At 55.7% G+C, this 15765-nt stretch carries 12 protein-coding genes; 6 read left to right on the top strand and 6 right to left on the bottom strand.

The window, feature by feature from the left end; genetic code table 11:
- Positions 1-56: 56 nt before the first annotated feature.
- Complete coding sequence (locus tag KE671_RS14940; protein ID WP_206163574.1) at positions 57-1118, bottom strand: YncE family protein; 1062 nt, start codon at positions 1116-1118, stop codon at positions 57-59.
- 263 nt (positions 1119-1381) lie between these two features.
- Here KE671_RS14940 and pqqU point away from each other — a divergent pair, with 263 nt between their 5' ends.
- On the top strand, positions 1382-3502 hold the full coding sequence (gene pqqU / locus KE671_RS14935; protein ID WP_206163573.1) for a TonB-dependent receptor PqqU: 2121 nt from the start codon (positions 1382-1384) through the stop codon (positions 3500-3502).
- 56 nt (positions 3503-3558) lie between these two features.
- On the opposite strand, the gene KE671_RS14930 is transcribed toward pqqU, so the two are convergent.
- The 3 genes from KE671_RS14930 to KE671_RS14920 form a co-directional block, all read right to left on the bottom strand.
- Positions 3559-4224 carry a GntR family transcriptional regulator gene (locus KE671_RS14930; protein WP_206163572.1) on the bottom strand — a complete coding sequence of 222 codons (666 nt, stop codon included), beginning with the start codon at positions 4222-4224 and terminating at the stop codon, positions 3559-3561.
- A 227-nt stretch (positions 4225-4451) separates the two neighbouring features.
- Positions 4452-5489 (bottom strand): NADP-dependent oxidoreductase, encoded by a 1038-nt coding sequence (locus KE671_RS14925; protein WP_206163571.1) that lies wholly within the window; start codon positions 5487-5489, stop codon positions 4452-4454.
- Between the two features lie 57 nt (positions 5490-5546).
- Positions 5547-6122, bottom strand: coding sequence for a helix-turn-helix domain-containing protein (locus tag KE671_RS14920; protein ID WP_206163570.1), 576 nt, complete (start codon positions 6120-6122; stop codon positions 5547-5549).
- A gap of 37 nt (positions 6123-6159) precedes the next feature.
- On the opposite strand from KE671_RS14920, the gene KE671_RS14915 reads away from it, so the two are divergent.
- Together KE671_RS14915 and KE671_RS14910 are read left to right on the top strand one after the other, a co-directional pair.
- The gene (locus KE671_RS14915) at positions 6160-6678 is read left to right on the top strand and encodes a GNAT family N-acetyltransferase (RefSeq protein ID WP_206163569.1); all 519 of its coding nucleotides are present in this window, start codon (positions 6160-6162) and stop codon (positions 6676-6678) included.
- Complete coding sequence (locus KE671_RS14910) at positions 6675-7124, top strand: DMT family transporter (RefSeq protein WP_206163568.1); 450 nt, start codon at positions 6675-6677, stop codon at positions 7122-7124. Before KE671_RS14915 ends, KE671_RS14910 begins: the two co-directional genes overlap by 4 nt.
- A gap of 72 nt (positions 7125-7196) precedes the next feature.
- Here KE671_RS14910 and KE671_RS14905 read toward each other — a convergent pair whose 3' ends face one another.
- Positions 7197-7430, bottom strand: a complete 234-nt coding sequence (locus KE671_RS14905) for a YdcY family protein (protein ID WP_206163567.1) — start codon at positions 7428-7430, stop codon at positions 7197-7199.
- Positions 7431-7439: 9 nt separating this feature from the next.
- Positions 7440-9038 carry an ABC transporter substrate-binding protein gene (locus KE671_RS14900; protein WP_206163566.1) on the bottom strand — a complete coding sequence of 533 codons (1599 nt, stop codon included), beginning with the start codon at positions 9036-9038 and terminating at the stop codon, positions 7440-7442.
- A gap of 259 nt (positions 9039-9297) precedes the next feature.
- On the opposite strand from KE671_RS14900, the gene KE671_RS14895 reads away from it, so the two are divergent.
- Genes KE671_RS14895 through KE671_RS14885 form a run of 3 tightly spaced genes read left to right on the top strand, consistent with a single transcriptional unit; the run spans position 9298 to position 15732 of the window.
- On the top strand, positions 9298-10599 hold the full coding sequence (locus KE671_RS14895; RefSeq protein ID WP_206163565.1) for an SrfA family protein: 1302 nt from the start codon (positions 9298-9300) through the stop codon (positions 10597-10599).
- A 4-nt stretch (positions 10600-10603) separates the two neighbouring features.
- A complete protein-coding gene (locus KE671_RS14890; protein WP_206163711.1) occupies positions 10604-13585 on the top strand; it encodes a virulence factor SrfB in 2982 nt (993 codons plus the stop codon).
- On the top strand, positions 13582-15732 hold the full coding sequence (locus KE671_RS14885; protein ID WP_206163564.1) for a virulence factor SrfC family protein: 2151 nt from the start codon (positions 13582-13584) through the stop codon (positions 15730-15732). The genes KE671_RS14890 and KE671_RS14885 overlap by 4 nt, the downstream gene beginning before the upstream one ends.
- The last annotated feature ends 33 nt before the right edge of the window (positions 15733-15765 follow it).

Here is a 15765-nt window from a genome sequence, read left to right as displayed (position 1 = left end):
GGCTTCGCCTTACCCGGCCTACGAGGCGGTACCCGACATCGCAGCCCTCTGACGTCTTACAGAGCGATGCGAATTACATCATCAGGCTGAGTGGCTTCTTTTTCACGTGTGGATTTCTGCTTCACACTCACATACAGCGTTTTGCCATCGGCTGACAGCGCCAGGCTGTTCGGGAAGGTGGGCGTATCAAACGTTTTCACCACTTTGTAGCTCTTCGCGTCAATTACGCTCACTTTACCCGCCTGACGGTGCGTGACATAGGCTTCGTTACGCGTTGGGTTGAACAGCACAGCCAGCGACTCCGGTGCCGCGACTTTCGCCAGTACGTTGCCGTTGCGGGTATCAACGACCAGCACTTCAGCCGCCTTTGAGTCGGTCACAAACGCGCGATGACCTGCCGTGTCGAGGCTCAGGTTAATAAAGAAGTGCTCTTTGCCGTCATCCAGCAGTTTTTTACGGCTGAGGATTTTATTGCTGGCGGTATCGATAGTAATGAATTCGCCATCGGCATTCGTGGTGTACAGACGTTTCGCCTGGCTGTCGATTGCCAGACCTGTGCTCATCTTACCGGTATTCTGGATAGTCTCTTTCAGCGCAATTTTTTCGCCATCCACCACCCAAATCACGCTCTCTTTGCCAAGACCGCTGATATAGACCGTGTTGGTGGCTTCATCGACAACCAGCTCACGCGGCTGCAACGGACGCACATCTTCTGAGCGCTTACGGGCATCGAGGACCAGTCGCCCTTTCACTTCACTCGTTTTCGCATCAATGGCCGTCACCGCACTGTTGACCGTATTACCGAACCACAGCGTCTGGGTTGTATTGTTAATGGTGGCGCCAAACGGTTTGAGATCGTTGTGGATAGCCTGCGTGACCTCCAGCGTCACCGGATCAAGCCGATAGACGATTCCCCCTTTGTCCAGCTTGCGGCTCTGCGAGGTCGCCAGCCACAGCGCGTTTTCCTGCTGGCTGTAAGCCATTTCATAGGCGCCTTTACCCACGCCCTTACGCAGCAATTCCTCTGCGGACTGCACGCTGAATGAAGAAGCAACCAGCAGTGAACCTAACAGCAATGAACCCCGCAGACGCGGCGAGAACAGATGACGAAAATGCATGACGACTCCCTTTGATAAATAGCTATTTTGCTGCTTCACATCGCTTCAACGAGCAACATCCTGGTATTGCTCCTTTTTATAGATGGGAATGGTAATCATTATTCATGTGAATGTGGAGCATTTATTCGCATTCTGGCTACAATCTTCTTAATTTCCCCATCAATTCTTAACACATCGTGCCATTAAAATTTTCAATTTTTTACAAACCATTTAACATAGAACTCACATACCCTTGGGTACGTTCAATTTAACTGGCCTTTTTCATGAAGATTATTTCCGCACGATATACCGCAGTTCCCGCACTTGTTCTTCCGCTTGTCCTTTCATCGCCGGTGATGGCGGATGAAGCGACCGATGCCCAGACCATGATCGTCAGCGCTTCGCCACAGGCGATTTCAGCGCTGGATACGCCCGCCGCCGTCAGCGTTGTCGACGGCGATGAGATGCGCCTGGCCGCGCCGCGCATCAACCTGTCCGAATCGCTGACCCGCGTGCCGGGACTTCAGGTGCAAAACCGGCAAAACTATGCGCAGGATTTGCAGATTTCGATGCGCGGATTCGGCTCGCGCTCCACCTATGGCATCCGCGGCATCCGTCTGTATGTTGACGGGATTCCGGCAACGATGCCGGACGGTCAGGGGCAGACATCAAACATCGATCTCAGCAGCGTGCAGAACGTCGAAGTCCTGCGCGGCCCCTTCTCCGCGCTCTACGGTAATGCTTCCGGCGGAGTGATGAATGTTACAACCCAAACTGGTCAGCAGCCGCCAACGATAGAAGCAAGTAGCTATTACGGCAGTTTCGGTAGCTGGCGTTATGGGTTGAAAGCCACAGGCGCGATGGGCGATGGCACGCAGGCGGGCGACGTGGATTACACGGCTTCCACCACCCGTTTCACCACCCACGGCTATCGCGATCGCAGCGGCGCGCAAAAAAATCTGGCCAATGCAAAACTGGGCGTACGCATTGATGACGCCAGCAAGCTGAGTCTGATTTTCAATAGTGTCGACATCAAAGCCGACGATCCGGGTGGGCTGACGGAAGCGGAATGGCAGGCCAATCCCCAACAATCCCCTCGCGCCGAACAATACCACACGCGAAAAACCATCAAACAGACTCAGGCCGGATTACGCTATGAGCGGCAGCTCAGCACGCAGGATGCGATGAGCGTCATGATGTACGCCGGAGAACGCGAGACCACGCAGTATCAGTCGATCCCTATGTCGCCACAGCTTCGCCCCTCTCATGCGGGCGGCGTGATCGCCTTGCAGCGCCATTATCAGGGTATCGACAGTCGCTGGACGCACCGTGGTGAGCTGGGTGTCCCCGTCACCTTCACCACCGGTTTGAACTACGAGAATATGAGCGAAAACCGCAAAGGTTATAACAACTATCGTCTGAACAACGGCGTGCCAGAGTATGGTCAGAAAGGCGAGTTGCGCCGCGATGAACGTAACCTGATGTGGAACGTGGATCCCTATCTGCAAACCCAATGGCAGTTGACGGACAAACTCTCGCTGGATGCGGGTGTGCGCTACAGTTCCGTGTGGTTCGATTCCAACGATCGTTACGTCACGCCTGGCAATGGTGATGACAGCGGTGATGCTAACTACCATCAGTGGCTGCCTGCCGGTTCGCTGAAATATGCATTAACCGACGCGTGGAACGTCTATCTCGCCGCAGGACGAGGCTTTGAAACACCGACCATCAATGAGCTTTCCTACCGTGCTGACGGACAAAGCGGGATGAATTTTGATCTCAAACCCTCAACCAACGATACGGTGGAAATTGGCAGTAAGACCCGAATCGGTGATGGTTTGCTGACGGCGGCCCTCTTCCAGACCGATACCGACAATGAACTGGTGGTGGATTCCAGCAATGGCGGTCGCACAACTTATAAAAACGCCGGTAAGACGCGTCGTCAGGGGGCGGAACTCGCCTGGGATCAACGGATTGCCGGAAACTGGCGGCTGAACGCGTCGTGGACCTGGCTTGATGCCACTTATCGCAGTAACGTGTGTAACGATCGGAACTGCAATGGCAACCGGATGCCAGGCATCGCGCGGAACATGGGGTTTGCTTCGCTGGCCTACGTGCCTGATGAAGGCTGGTACGCGGGCGCCGATGCGCGTTACATGGGCGATATCATGGCCGACGATGAAAACACCGCCAAAGCGCCGTCTTATACCGTCGTCGGTCTGAATACCGGGTATAAATTCAATCTCAGTAGTCTGACGGTGGACGTGTTTGGTCGAGTCGATAACCTGTTCGACAAAGAGTATGTCGGCTCGGTTATTGTGAACGAGTCAAATGGCCGCTATTACGAGCCTGCGCCAGGACGAAACTATGGCATTGGTGTCAATCTGGCCTGGCGTTTTGAGTAAACGAGATTATTCATGCCTTACTAGCGGGGATATTCCCCGCTATATTTAAGCCATGCTTAATGATGGTATTGCTGTTTAATTATTGCTACATTCTTATTGATGAGATCAATTAAACAATGACGGCTGGCGTCTTTATTTCCTGACGCCATCACATTAAACAATTCCTGATAATGTCCGACATTGTGTTGATAAGCGTCATGCTTCGCCCTGTCATAGAGAAAGTGCAGGCTCGGCCCCATGCGCACCCAAAGCTGTTCGATCATTTCGACCAGGGTGGGCATATTAGCAAACTGATAGATCTTGAAGCGCAACGCCCGGTTCGCCAGCAGGCGATCCTCTACCGTGCCGGTCTCGTGAGCCTGCTGATAGTCCGCCAGAAGCGCATGCAGAATGTCCATCCGCTCCGCCGTCATCTCGCCCGTCGCCCGCACTACCGCCATGCCTTCCAGCTCACAGCGGATGTGAATAATCTCGCTAAACCGCGCCATCGTAATATCCGGAACCATAAACGCCTGCGCGGGCGCGATAGCCAATGCGCTGGAGGAAACCAGGCGTAGCAACGCTTCCCGGACCGGGGTGATACTGATCCCCAGCTCCTGCGCGATATTTTTGGTGATAAGTCTGGCGCCGGGACGTAAAGCGCCAATGCTTAATTTGTCTTTTAGCCCTCTTTCAACCTGTGTGGTCAGACTTATATGTTGCGTTTTTTCCATACCAGGCATGCTATTTCTTCACCTCATGACATAACTAATCGCAATTAAGCTAAATGGCCTAATTGATATAAATATCGCCTGGTATGAAAAATGTAAAAAACGTAAAGACAAGTAATTTACCCACGTTATTTTAACTGCCCCGACAGATTATTCGTCGGTTACGCGGTGCTATAATTAAAGCTGGGATTTTAAAATTTGCCCATTTTTTTATGGCGGCTCTCGCCGCCAGGTTTTGTTTACGCGTCATCGGCGAGACGTATCACCACTTTGCCAAAGTTTTTACCGGTCAGCAGGCCGATGAAAGCCTGCGGCGCGTTCTCCAGGCCGTCGGTAACCTGCTCGCGGTAGTGGATTTTTCCCTCTTTCACCCAGCGGCCCATCTCCTGCTGGAACTCGTGAATGCGATGCCCATAGTCCTGACCGATGATAAAGCCCTGCATACGGATCCGTTTCTTCAGCAGCGTCGCCATCAGCAGCGGGAGTCGGTCAGGGCCCGCCGGCAAATTTGTTGCGTTATAGCCGCTGACCAGGCCACAAACCGGGACCCGCGCCGAAGTGTTCAGCAACGGCAGCACGGCATCAAACACTTTACCACCCACATTTTCGTAGTAGACATCAATGCCTTGCGGGCAGGCTTTCGCCAGTTGTTCAGCAAAATCGCTGGCATAGTGATCCAGACAAAGATCGAAGCCCAGCACCTCGGTAGCATGACGACATTTTTCCGCGCCACCGGCGACCCCCACTACGCGACAGCCCTTCAGCTTACCGATCTGTCCAACCGTGGCACCGACAGGACCGGTGGCGGCCGCGACGACCAGCGTCTCACCCTCTTTTGGCTGACCGATGTCCAGCAATCCCATATAGGCAGTGAATCCGGGCATCCCCAGCACGCCAAGCGCCCATGATGGATTCTCAGGATGATCGCCAAGCTTCACCAGTCCCGTACCATCGGAAATATCATAATCCTGCCAGCCGCTGTAGCTCAGAACCCATTCGCCCGGTTTATAATCAGGATGATTTGACGTGACAACCCGGCTAACGGTGCCGCCAACCATCACCCCGCCGATCTCAACCGGCGGCGAGTATGACGGCTCATCGCTCATCCGCCCGCGCATATACGGGTCGAGCGACAGAAAAATCGTACGCAGTAAAACCTGACCTTCGCCAGGGGTGGCGACTTCGTCCTCTTCCAGGCGGAAATTCTCCGCCACCGGCGCACCATGGGGGCGGGATGCTAACACCCAGCGACGGTTACGGTGTGTTTGTTGAGCCATGATGTTCTCCTCTGCTTTTGGCATGAATCCATCAATAGTAGCAGGCCGCAGCGGTCATTAACTCCCGGCCAGGTTTAAGCGCACAACGAGGTAAACGCAGGGTTGCGTCGTCTCATTGATAAAACGACAGTCATTCGGCGGCCCCAGTTCAAGGCAGTCTCCCGCCTTCATCTCGTGGCGCGTGTCGCCTTCCACAAATACCAGCTCGCCCTGTTGCAGCCAGATCAATTGACGGGCCTGAACGTAGGATGACGCGGGCATCGGGATATCGCTGCCCGCCGGTAATTCAATTTGCACCAGATCGATCGGCAAATCGCTGCGCGGTGATACATGGCGGCGCAGATAGTGACTCTGCGGGTCATGCCAGACAGGTTGATCGGCGAAACGCGACAGTTTGCCCTCCTGCATTTCAGCACGGGCAATCAGCGTGGACATACTGATACCGAACGCCCCGGAGAGTCTGCCAAGCAGCGTCGCCGTCGGACTGCTCTCACCGCGTTCAATTTTGTGGATCATCGCGCGTGACACGCCCGCCCGCTCAGCCAGATCGGTAAGCGACCAGCTGCGGGATTCTCGTTCAATACGAATTCTTGCACTGATCCGTTGATTTATGCTGTCTTCAATAGTATTCATATCGTAATACTATAGTGAACACCCCCTGAGGTTCAACATGTCAATTCGATTCGCCAGCAAAGAGGACTGCGCCGCCATCGCAGAGATCTATAACCATGCGGTGCTGCACACGGCAGCCATCTGGAACGACCAGACGGTCGACGCCGATAACCGCATCGCGTGGTATGAAGCACGACAGGCGCTGGGTTATCCGGTATTGGTAAGCGTAGAGGGTGATGTTGTCACGGGCTACGCTTCGTTTGGTGACTGGCGCAATTTTGATGGCTTCCGCCATACCGTCGAACATTCGGTTTATGTCCATCCGGATCACCAGGGAAAAGGTCTGGGACGCCAGTTACTGAGCCGGTTAATCGAGGAAGCTCGCCGGTGTGGAAAACATGTGATGGTCGCCGGTATTGAATCGCAGAACCACGCTTCATTGTATCTGCACGAAACGCTTGGTTTTAACACCACCGCGCAGATGCCGCAGGTAGGAACCAAATTTGGTCGCTGGCTGGACCTGACCTTTATGCAGTTACAGCTTGACGATCGCAGCGAACCGGACGCGCGCGGATGAACCAGTCGCTCACTCTCGCCTTTCTGATCGCCGCCGGTATCGGTCTGGTGGTACAAAACACCCTGATGGTGCGGATTACACAGACGTCGTCAACCATTCTGATTGCCATGCTGCTGAATTCGCTGGTCGGGATTGTGCTGTTTGTCAGCATTCTGTGGTTCAAACAGGGAATGGCCGGATTTGGTGAGCTGGTCGAAAGCGTGCGCTGGTGGACGCTGATTCCGGGTTTGCTGGGCTCGTTTTTCGTCTTCGCCAGCATCAGCGGCTATCAGTATGTGGGTGCTGCGACAACCATCGCGGTACTGGTCGCCAGCCAGTTGATTGGCGGTCTGGTGCTGGATATTTTACGCAGTCACGGCGTCTCGCTCAGAGCCTTGATCGGCCCGGTCTGCGGCGCTGTGATGCTGGTGATCGGCGCCTGGCTGGTCGCCAGACGCCAGTTTTGAACGCCTGATAACGCTACGCTTATCAGGCCTACACCCTATGCCAAATAAGCGCAGCGTCATCCGGCACCAAAATTAAAGGATCGTGCCGCCTTTCGTGAGCTGTTCGCGACGCGCTTCCATATCTTCCTTATGCTGACGACCGTGATGCGCAATCGCGGTTCTTAAGCGCTGCTGCTGCGTGTAGCGATCGTCACGGCTTAACTGCGCGTCATCGCTCAGGGCAACCAGCAGTTCGTTCATATGGGTAATGACGCCCTCCTCAATGGCGGCATCGACACGGGCGCTGACCTCATCCAGGTGCGACATAAAAACTCCTTAATTCAGTTTTGCTTTTGAAAAATCACTGCCCATCAGGCTAACGCTGTAGCCGGTCACGTTACTGCGCGTAGCGTAGAACGTTTTGCCGTTTGCCAGCGCAATCCATGGCGCCTGCTGATAATAGATCTCCTGCGCCTGCTGGTAGAGTTTCACACGCTCTTGCGGCTTACTGACCAGCTTCGCTTTCTGGACCAGTGAATCATACTCCTTATCGCACCAGCGTGCGGCATTCGATCCGGTTTTGATGCTGTTGCAACCCAGCAGCACATCGGCAAAGTTGTCCGGGTCGCCGTTATCCGACATCCAGCCAAACAGGGCGCTGTCGTGCTCACCTTTACGCATACCGGAAAGGTATTCACCCCACTCATAAGAGACGATCTTCGCCTTGACGCCGACTTTTGCCCAGTCGCTTTGAATCATCTCGGCAATGCGTCGCGAGTTAGGGTTATACGGACGCTGCACCGGCATGGACCACAGCGTCACTTCAAACCCTTTTTCCTGACCGGCCTGTTTCAGCAGCGCTTTCGCTTTCTCTGGGTCGTACGCGTAATCCTTCAGTTCCGGGTTAAAACCCATCATGTTTGGCGGGATCGGTGATTTTGCCACTTTCGCCGAGCCGAGGAAGACAGCTTTCACAATGGCCTGTTTATCGGTGGCGTAGTTTAGTGCCTGACGCACCTGTACATTATCAAACGGCTTTTTCTCGGTGTTAAAGGCCAGATAACCGACGTTGAGCGCCTCAACGGCATGAAGCGTCAGATCGCTGTTTTTCTTGATTTCGTCAAACTGCACCGGTGATGGCGCCGGGATAATCTGACATTCGTTGGTTTGCAGTTTCGCCATCCGCGTCTGAACGTTTGGCGTGATGGAGAAGATCAGATGTTTTGTCGGCACCTCGCCGTCCCAGTAATTCGGGTTCGCCAGATAGCGAATCTGCGAATCCTGCTTGTACTGTTGCAACACGTACGGACCGGTGCCAATCGGCCAGTTGTCGACATTTTCCGGCGTCCCTTTTTTCAGCATAGCGTCGGCGTATTCCGCCGAGAGAATCGAGGCAAAATCCATTCCCCAGTCGGCAAGAAACGCGGCGTTCGGCTCACTCAGCACAAACTGCACGTGATAGTCATCGACCTTTTTCACCTCTTTAATCAACTTATCGAAGCCGACGTCGTTGAAATACTCGTAGCTGCCCTGCGACACATTGTGGTACGGATGGGTGGCCTCTTTCTGGCGTAATACCGAGAAAATGACGTCATCGGCGTTAAAGTCGCGAGTCGGTTTGAAGAACTTGTTACTGTTGAACTTCACACCCTGACGCAGCGTAAAGGTATAGGTTTTGCCATCCTCTGAAATGGTCCAGTCTGTCGCCAGTGACGGCACCGGCGTATTTTTTACCGGGTCGAAGTTGATCAGCCGGTTGTACAGTACCTGTGAACTGGCGACAAACGACGGGCCTGAGCTGGCAATTTGTGGGTTAAAGGATTCTGGCGAGGCTTCCGAGCAATAAACAATCGTGTCGTTATTTGCCGCAAGCGCGGCTCCGGTTGGTAGCACCGCACTGAGCGCCAGTGCGAGCAGCGTTTTCCCTGTGGACATGATATGAACCTTCATCGTTATTATTGAGAGGGTTATAGGAGCATAGATTAAGAAAACTGAAAAATAACAAATCCGTCTCAGGTTATGCGAATCCGCGCCTTTTTGTTGGATCTTTCACCACAGAATTTACGTTAAGGCTTTTCGAAAACGTCAACGCATCTATGCCGGGAAAATTCACGCCTTTTTGCTTCTCTTCCACCGTTTGCCTGAGCCACGAATCCGTAAAGTAGATGCGTGAAAAAGTCTTAGGGACCTTATCGTGGCAAAAACACTCTTGCGCAGCGGCAATCTGGATGATTATCAGGCCGTCGGCGGCGGCGGCCAGGCCGTCTTTGATTCAGCACTACAAATTCGCGAAACGCTCCGCCTGCGTAAGCAGCAGGCAATGGTGGATTGTCTCGCCATTCCACAAATCAACGACAGCGGCGATCGGGTTGACTGGTATTCCCCCGTTGAAGGCTCATCCGTCGCGTGGAAAGCCGCCGATGAAGAGGCGCGCCTTCGTGCCCTGCGCTACCTCTGCGCAACGCTGGAAAGCGCCGCATCGCTGAGCCGCAAAAGTCTGCAATCCGGGAAAACGTCGCTGCAACTGTTTGGTTCGCTGCTGGAAAAGGCAGTCCAGTTTCCTGGTGAGAATCATGTTTTTCTGGTGGACGGCAAACCGGTCATCACCTTCTGGGGCTTTATCAATCTCAATGCGAACATCCGCGAGGATGTGCTGGAATGCCTGCGCACCCCTGAAGAACCTGAACCAGACATTCATATTGAACCAGAACCTGTCGATGAGGCGGTTCCTGAGGTGACATTTTCCCAGGCGGACGAACCGCTACTCTCCACGCCAATCGTCCCGGTCAGCGAGCCGGAGCCAGTGATCCCGCCGCAGCCGGTTCCTGTAGTGACAGAAGAAAAAGTGACGCCAGTCCCGGTCAAACCGTCGCGTCGCCTGCCGCTCTGGAGTTTGCCCATCGCCGCAGTGATCGTTGCCGCGGTTGCCGCCCCGCTGCTGTGGAAAGTGCAATCCCCCGCCATTGCGACGGACGTGGTCAATACGCCGCAGCCGGAAATGGCGCCTCTGCCCACGCTCGCCGTCGCGCTGCCGCTGCATCAGGCAGAGGTCATTACACCAGTGAAAAAAGACAAACCGATCGATGAGCCGGTGGTGATTGCCGCGATCCCGAAAGACGCGCTGGTGATGGATGCGAATCAGATGAAGGCCGGCACCACGCGTTTTCTCAACGGTAACTGGCGCGTCATGGTGGATGTGAAAGATCCCGTCACCGGTAAAGCGCCGTCTCTGCGCTACCAGATCCAGAACAATAAAGGCACGGCGCGTGTGGTTCATGGCGATAACATCGTTTGCCGCGCGGATCTCTTCTCGGGGCTACATCAGAGCGGGGAATTAATGATTAAGAGTCGCGGCAATGCGCGCTGCACCGACGGTTCGCGTTATCCGATGCCGGAAATCACCTGTAAAGCCGGGACCAATGATGTCGCCGTTTGTACCGCCCGTTTTGATGCGAAAGCCGCGATCCCGTTGACGTTCAAGAAGATAGGTGCCTGATTTTATGCTGGTGAATCTGTGTGATTACAAACAGAGCGTCACGCTCATCGCAAACAGCGGCGTTCAGTTTCTCGACTTTGGGCTGACACCGCAGGAATCTGCGCATCATGGTCGTTTTGTGCGTAAAACGGCCAATGGCCCCCTGCTGCGTCTGGATTACGATCTGGCAAACGATCGCTATACCCTGCCCGCGCGGTCAGGCTCGCAGCCGGAAGTCGTGAAACCGGAAAGTACGCAAACGTTGCATTATTCCCTGAATGTCCTCGACGGCATCTGGCTGCCGCTGCCGTTCCTGCGCTTTAATCCGCCGCGCACCTTCGTTGAAGGGCCTGACAACTGGGCGCGCGTTCAGGTACGCAAACTTGCTGAACCGGACAGCGCGGGCAATACCCATCGCGTCACACTCGCACTCGATAGCCAGTTAAGCGAAAATGCGCCCACCGCGCTTGCGCCCGGCGAAAACGATCTGCTGAACGGCACCCGTTTTGCCCTGGCCTGGCGTGACGATGAGATCGCGGATTTTCTCGATCAGACCTGGATTGACGGCTGGCTGCGCGAGGTGTTTCTCAACCACGTCAGCCAGCAGGAAAACCGCACTGAACAGGCTATCAGCCTGGCGCTGCGCAACTTTGAGTATCAGGCGCACTGGCTGAATCTGCTGGCGCTACTGGGGGAACAACTCGCCGTACCGGAAGTCAAACTGGTGACCCACACTCTCAGTACCCCGGCGATCCCGGTTGATTTGATTCTGGATGTCGGTAACACCCATACCTGCGGCGTATTGATTGAAGATCATGGCGACGCCAATGACGGACTGCGCCAGACGGCGGAGCTGCAGGTCCGATCGCTGAGCGAACCACAGTTTCTCAACGACCCACTGTTCACCAGTCGTCTTGAATTTTCAGAAGCTCGTTTTGGCAAACAGCATTTCTCAGTCGAAAGCGGCCGTGAAGATGCGTTCATCTGGCCGTCGATTGTGCGGGTCGGGGACGAAGCGCGTAAGCTGGCGATGCAGCGCACGGGCACGGACGGCAACAGCGGCATTTCCAGCCCGCGTCGCTATCTGTGGGATGAAACGCCGGTGCTGCACGACTGGCGCTTCAGCCAGATGAACAGCAAAACCCAGCGCGAACCGCTTGCCACCGCCTTTCCACTGATGAACCTGATGAACGACGACGGACAGCCGCTCTATTCGCTGCCACAGGATGATCGTCTGCCGGTGTTTTCGCCACAGTATAGCCGCAGTACGCTGATGACCCATATGCTGTGCGAGATCCTCGCTCAGGCACTGGGACAAATTAACAGCGTTGCGACCCGACTGCGTCTGGGTTTCCCGGCGTCGCCGCGTCAGTTGCGCTCGTTGATCCTTACACTTCCTTCGGCGATGCCAAAACAGGAACGAGAGATCTTCCGTCTGCGTATGTTCGAAGCGATAGCCCTTGTCTGGAAAGCGATGGGCTGGCACCCACAGGACGAAGACTTCAGCACCCGCAAGCAGCAGGAAAAAAGCGTAGTTCCGGTGCCTGAAATTCAGATGGAATGGGACGAAGCCAGCTGTGGCCAACTGGTCTGGCTGTATAACGAAGCCATTTCCCATTATGCCGGACGCAGCGAAGCGTTCTTCAACACCCTTGCCCGCCCGGATCGCTTACCCGAACCCGGCGAGACCAAAGGCCGGGCGCTGCGCGTGGCCTCGATTGATATTGGCGGCGGTACCACCGACATGGCGATTGTCCACTATCAACTGGACGATGGCGTCGGTGCCAATGTGAAAATCACACCGCATCTGCTGTTCCGCGAAGGCTTTAAGGTCGCGGGGGACGACATGCTGCTGGATGTGATCCAAAAATGTATTCTACCGGCCCTGCAAACCCGACTACAGCAGGCGGGCGTCACCGATGCCGCCGCCCTGCTCGCCACGCTGTTTGGTGATTCCGGCCGCATCGATACCCAGGCGGTGTTGCGGCAACAGACTGCGTTACAACTCTTTATGCCCCTGGGTCACGCGGTACTGTCAGCCTGGGAACAGAGCGACATTAACGATCCGCTGGCCGGACTGCACGCCACCTTTGGCGATCTGCTGAACCATCGTCCGACCCGCAATGTACTCAATTATATTCAGCAGGCGATTGATCACGCGCTGCCGTCGGGTTCGCCGACGTTTGATCTGTTTAGCGTCCCGCTACAGGTGCAGTTCAGCCAGTTACAGGAGGCGATGCTGGCAGGTCAGTTTACGTTGACCTCCCCACTGCATGCGGTCTGTGAAGCCATTTCGCATTATTGCTGCGATGTTCTGCTGGTCACCGGCAGACCGACCTGTATTCCGGCGGTTCAGGCGTTGATCCGCCATCTGCAGCCGGTTCCGGTCAACCGCATGGTGTGGATGGACAACTATCGCGTCCATGAATGGTATCCGTTCAGCCAGCAGGGGCGCATTGGCAATCCGAAATCCACCGCCGCCGTCGGCGCGATGCTGTGCAGCCTGGCGCTGGATCTGCGCCTGCCGCGCTTTAACTTTAAAGCCGCTGATATTGGCGCCTACTCCACCGTACGTTACCTCGGCGTACTCGACAATACGGTGAACACGTTGCGTGAGGAAAACGTCTGGTATCAGGATATCGATCTTGATAAACCCGGCGCGAAGCTCGACACCCGCGTGCATTTCCCGCTGCGCGGTAACGTCACGCTCGGTTTCCGCCAACTGGCGAACAGCCGCTGGCCCGCAACGCCGCTGTATACGCTGAGCATTAACTCCGCCGATCTGGCGAAGAATATTGCCGGTGACGGCGTGTTAAACGTGCGTCTGCAACTGCGTGGCGGCAACAAAGAGACCGGCCCCGAGTCGTTTGTGCTGAGCGATGCGTGGTTACAGGACGGCACGCCGGTGGCAGCAAATGCCCTGACCTTAAAACTGAATACCCTGGCTGACCGCCGACACAGCGGAAGTCATTACTGGATTGACAGCGGGAGCGTATACCTGAAATGAGCAAGATGTTGAATACCACTCAGGCTGCGATCGCGTGGGTTAACCGTACCCGTCAACACGCCATCATGCTGGACGACGACGCGGATGCGCTGCTGGCGCAACTCAATGGCGCTGCCGCCAATGAGGCCGCACTCAACGCTGCCCATCACGATCGCGCCTGCATTGGACTTTACGGCTACTCGCAGGCGGCAAAAGCGTATCTCCTCGCCGCGCTGTGTAGCAGCGGCAATGGAAAAGTCAGTGTTATCACCCCGGACCGCAGCTTTGACTATTTCAGCCATCTCAATCCCGGACACGCGCCAACCAACATGGCGCTGCGCTTTACGCGGTCAAAGAACCTGCCGGATGACGAATGGCCGCTGCGCTTGCGGCTGGTCACGGAAGCGGAACTGGTGCAGATCTTCATCGCCCAGGCCTGCACTCAGCCAGCGTACCGCCAGGTGGAAAAAGCGATAATCGAATCGCGTATCGAGAAATGGCAGTCGCTGCGTCAGTTGCATCCGGTTCAGGGCGTAACGGCGCAGGAAGTGGCAACCATTGCCCGCTTCTGGCAGCGCTGTGTCCCCGCCTCACAACAGCAGATTGATGACGCGCTTTGGCATCAGTTTGCCCTGCTGCTGCCAACGGTCGATCTCTCAACCCGTGCCAGCGCCTGGTCGCTGCTGTGGGGTGAACAGCCGGAACTGACGCAACAATGGCTGAAACTGGCGCAGGTCCTCCAGCAGACTGGTCATGCCCGCGAAGTCGCCGCGCCGCTGAGTCTGTTGGTCGATCAGTTTGGCTTACCGTCTGAGAGTTTTATCGCCCAGGCGTTTCTGGCCTCGCAGGAGGCGCAAAGCGATGTGGTTGTCCATCCGGTTGTGGATGAGAAATTACTTAACGCCGTCAGCCTGGCCCAGGAATCGCTGGCTCTGCTGACCCGTGAGCTGGTGCTGCGTGTGGAAGATGGCGTACTCGATAACGTCGATCTGCTGGATATTCCGCTTGCGCCGCTCACTCATCCGCAGCCGCTCTGGAAGGCCAAACTCGGCTGGTTGCTGGAGCATTATCGGCAGCAGCTTCAACCCGACGTACTGGTCGTCTGCAACGCCACCGCCACCCGTACACAAACGCCGTCTACGGCCAGAACGTTGCTCAACTGGGTGCACGATACGCAGCCAACGCGTGAGACCGCGTTGCCCGGCGTGGTGTGGGCCATTACGCCACAGGATACGCGCTTTACGACGCAGCAAAATCTGGACGAAGCGGTCCAGCATCTGATGGGAAAACCGGGCCAGCACTGGGGTACTCTGCAGGCGCTGGACAAACACAGTCTGCTGCGCTTGATCGAGTGGTTGTCGCACGCCACTTCAGCCCCACAACGTCAGGCACGCCTGCAGGCGCTGTGCGAACAGCATCAACAGCGTGTTCGTGAACTGATGCTGGCGCAACCCGCCGAAGCGCTCAGCGCAGAAGCGGTGGTTCGCCAGTTACAGCAGCATGCAGCGCATCACGGCGATCTGCTCGACGGTCTCTTGCCGGCGGTACAACAGTTTGAAACCCTGCTCCGCGTCCAGCAGCCGCGTGAAGAACAGGTCAGTGGATTATTCAATGAGGCCATTGACCTTTTCGCGGACGTCCGTGACGCCCCGCAGCAGGCAGAGAACAAAGAGACGGGTTTTCAGGCGCATCGCATGTGGCTCAACCATATTCGCCAGTGGAGCCGCGATGACAGTCAGGCGCCGCGTCTGGGATTGACGCCCGCCGCGCTGCGTCAGGTCGTCGACATTCTGGCAGTCGCCAGCTACCGTCTGCAACTGCCGCAGCAACTGCAACAGCTATTGCAGCGTGAAGAAGTTTGCGGTGCCCAGTTACACGCATGCATCGCTAACTTTATTGCCTGGCTGGGCTATGCCGACGTGGATGAGGCAGAGCGTCCCGCCAGTCGGATCGCCAAAGGAGCGGCAATTTTCAGCGCGGTTAAACGCCAGCCCATGGCGCGACTAACACAACTGGAAGAAAAACCAGTGCACGCCGCCAGCCGCTATGTCTATGACTGGCTGGTTGCGTTGTATACGCGAGCAACGGAGAACAAGGGTTATCAGCATCCGCAGGCTTTGACGGAAGCCGACAGAAAGGCGCTAAGCGCGCTGCTGTCAACGGACTGAGGATCCAGCCGGGAAGGATCCCGGCTGAGTCAG

Source organism: Citrobacter amalonaticus (assembly GCF_018252635.1).
Classification (GTDB): Bacteria; Pseudomonadota; Gammaproteobacteria; order Enterobacterales; family Enterobacteriaceae; genus Citrobacter_A; species Citrobacter_A amalonaticus_E.
The sequence above is the reverse complement of the archived record's forward strand: the minus strand, read 5'-3'. Positions and strand labels throughout refer to the sequence as shown.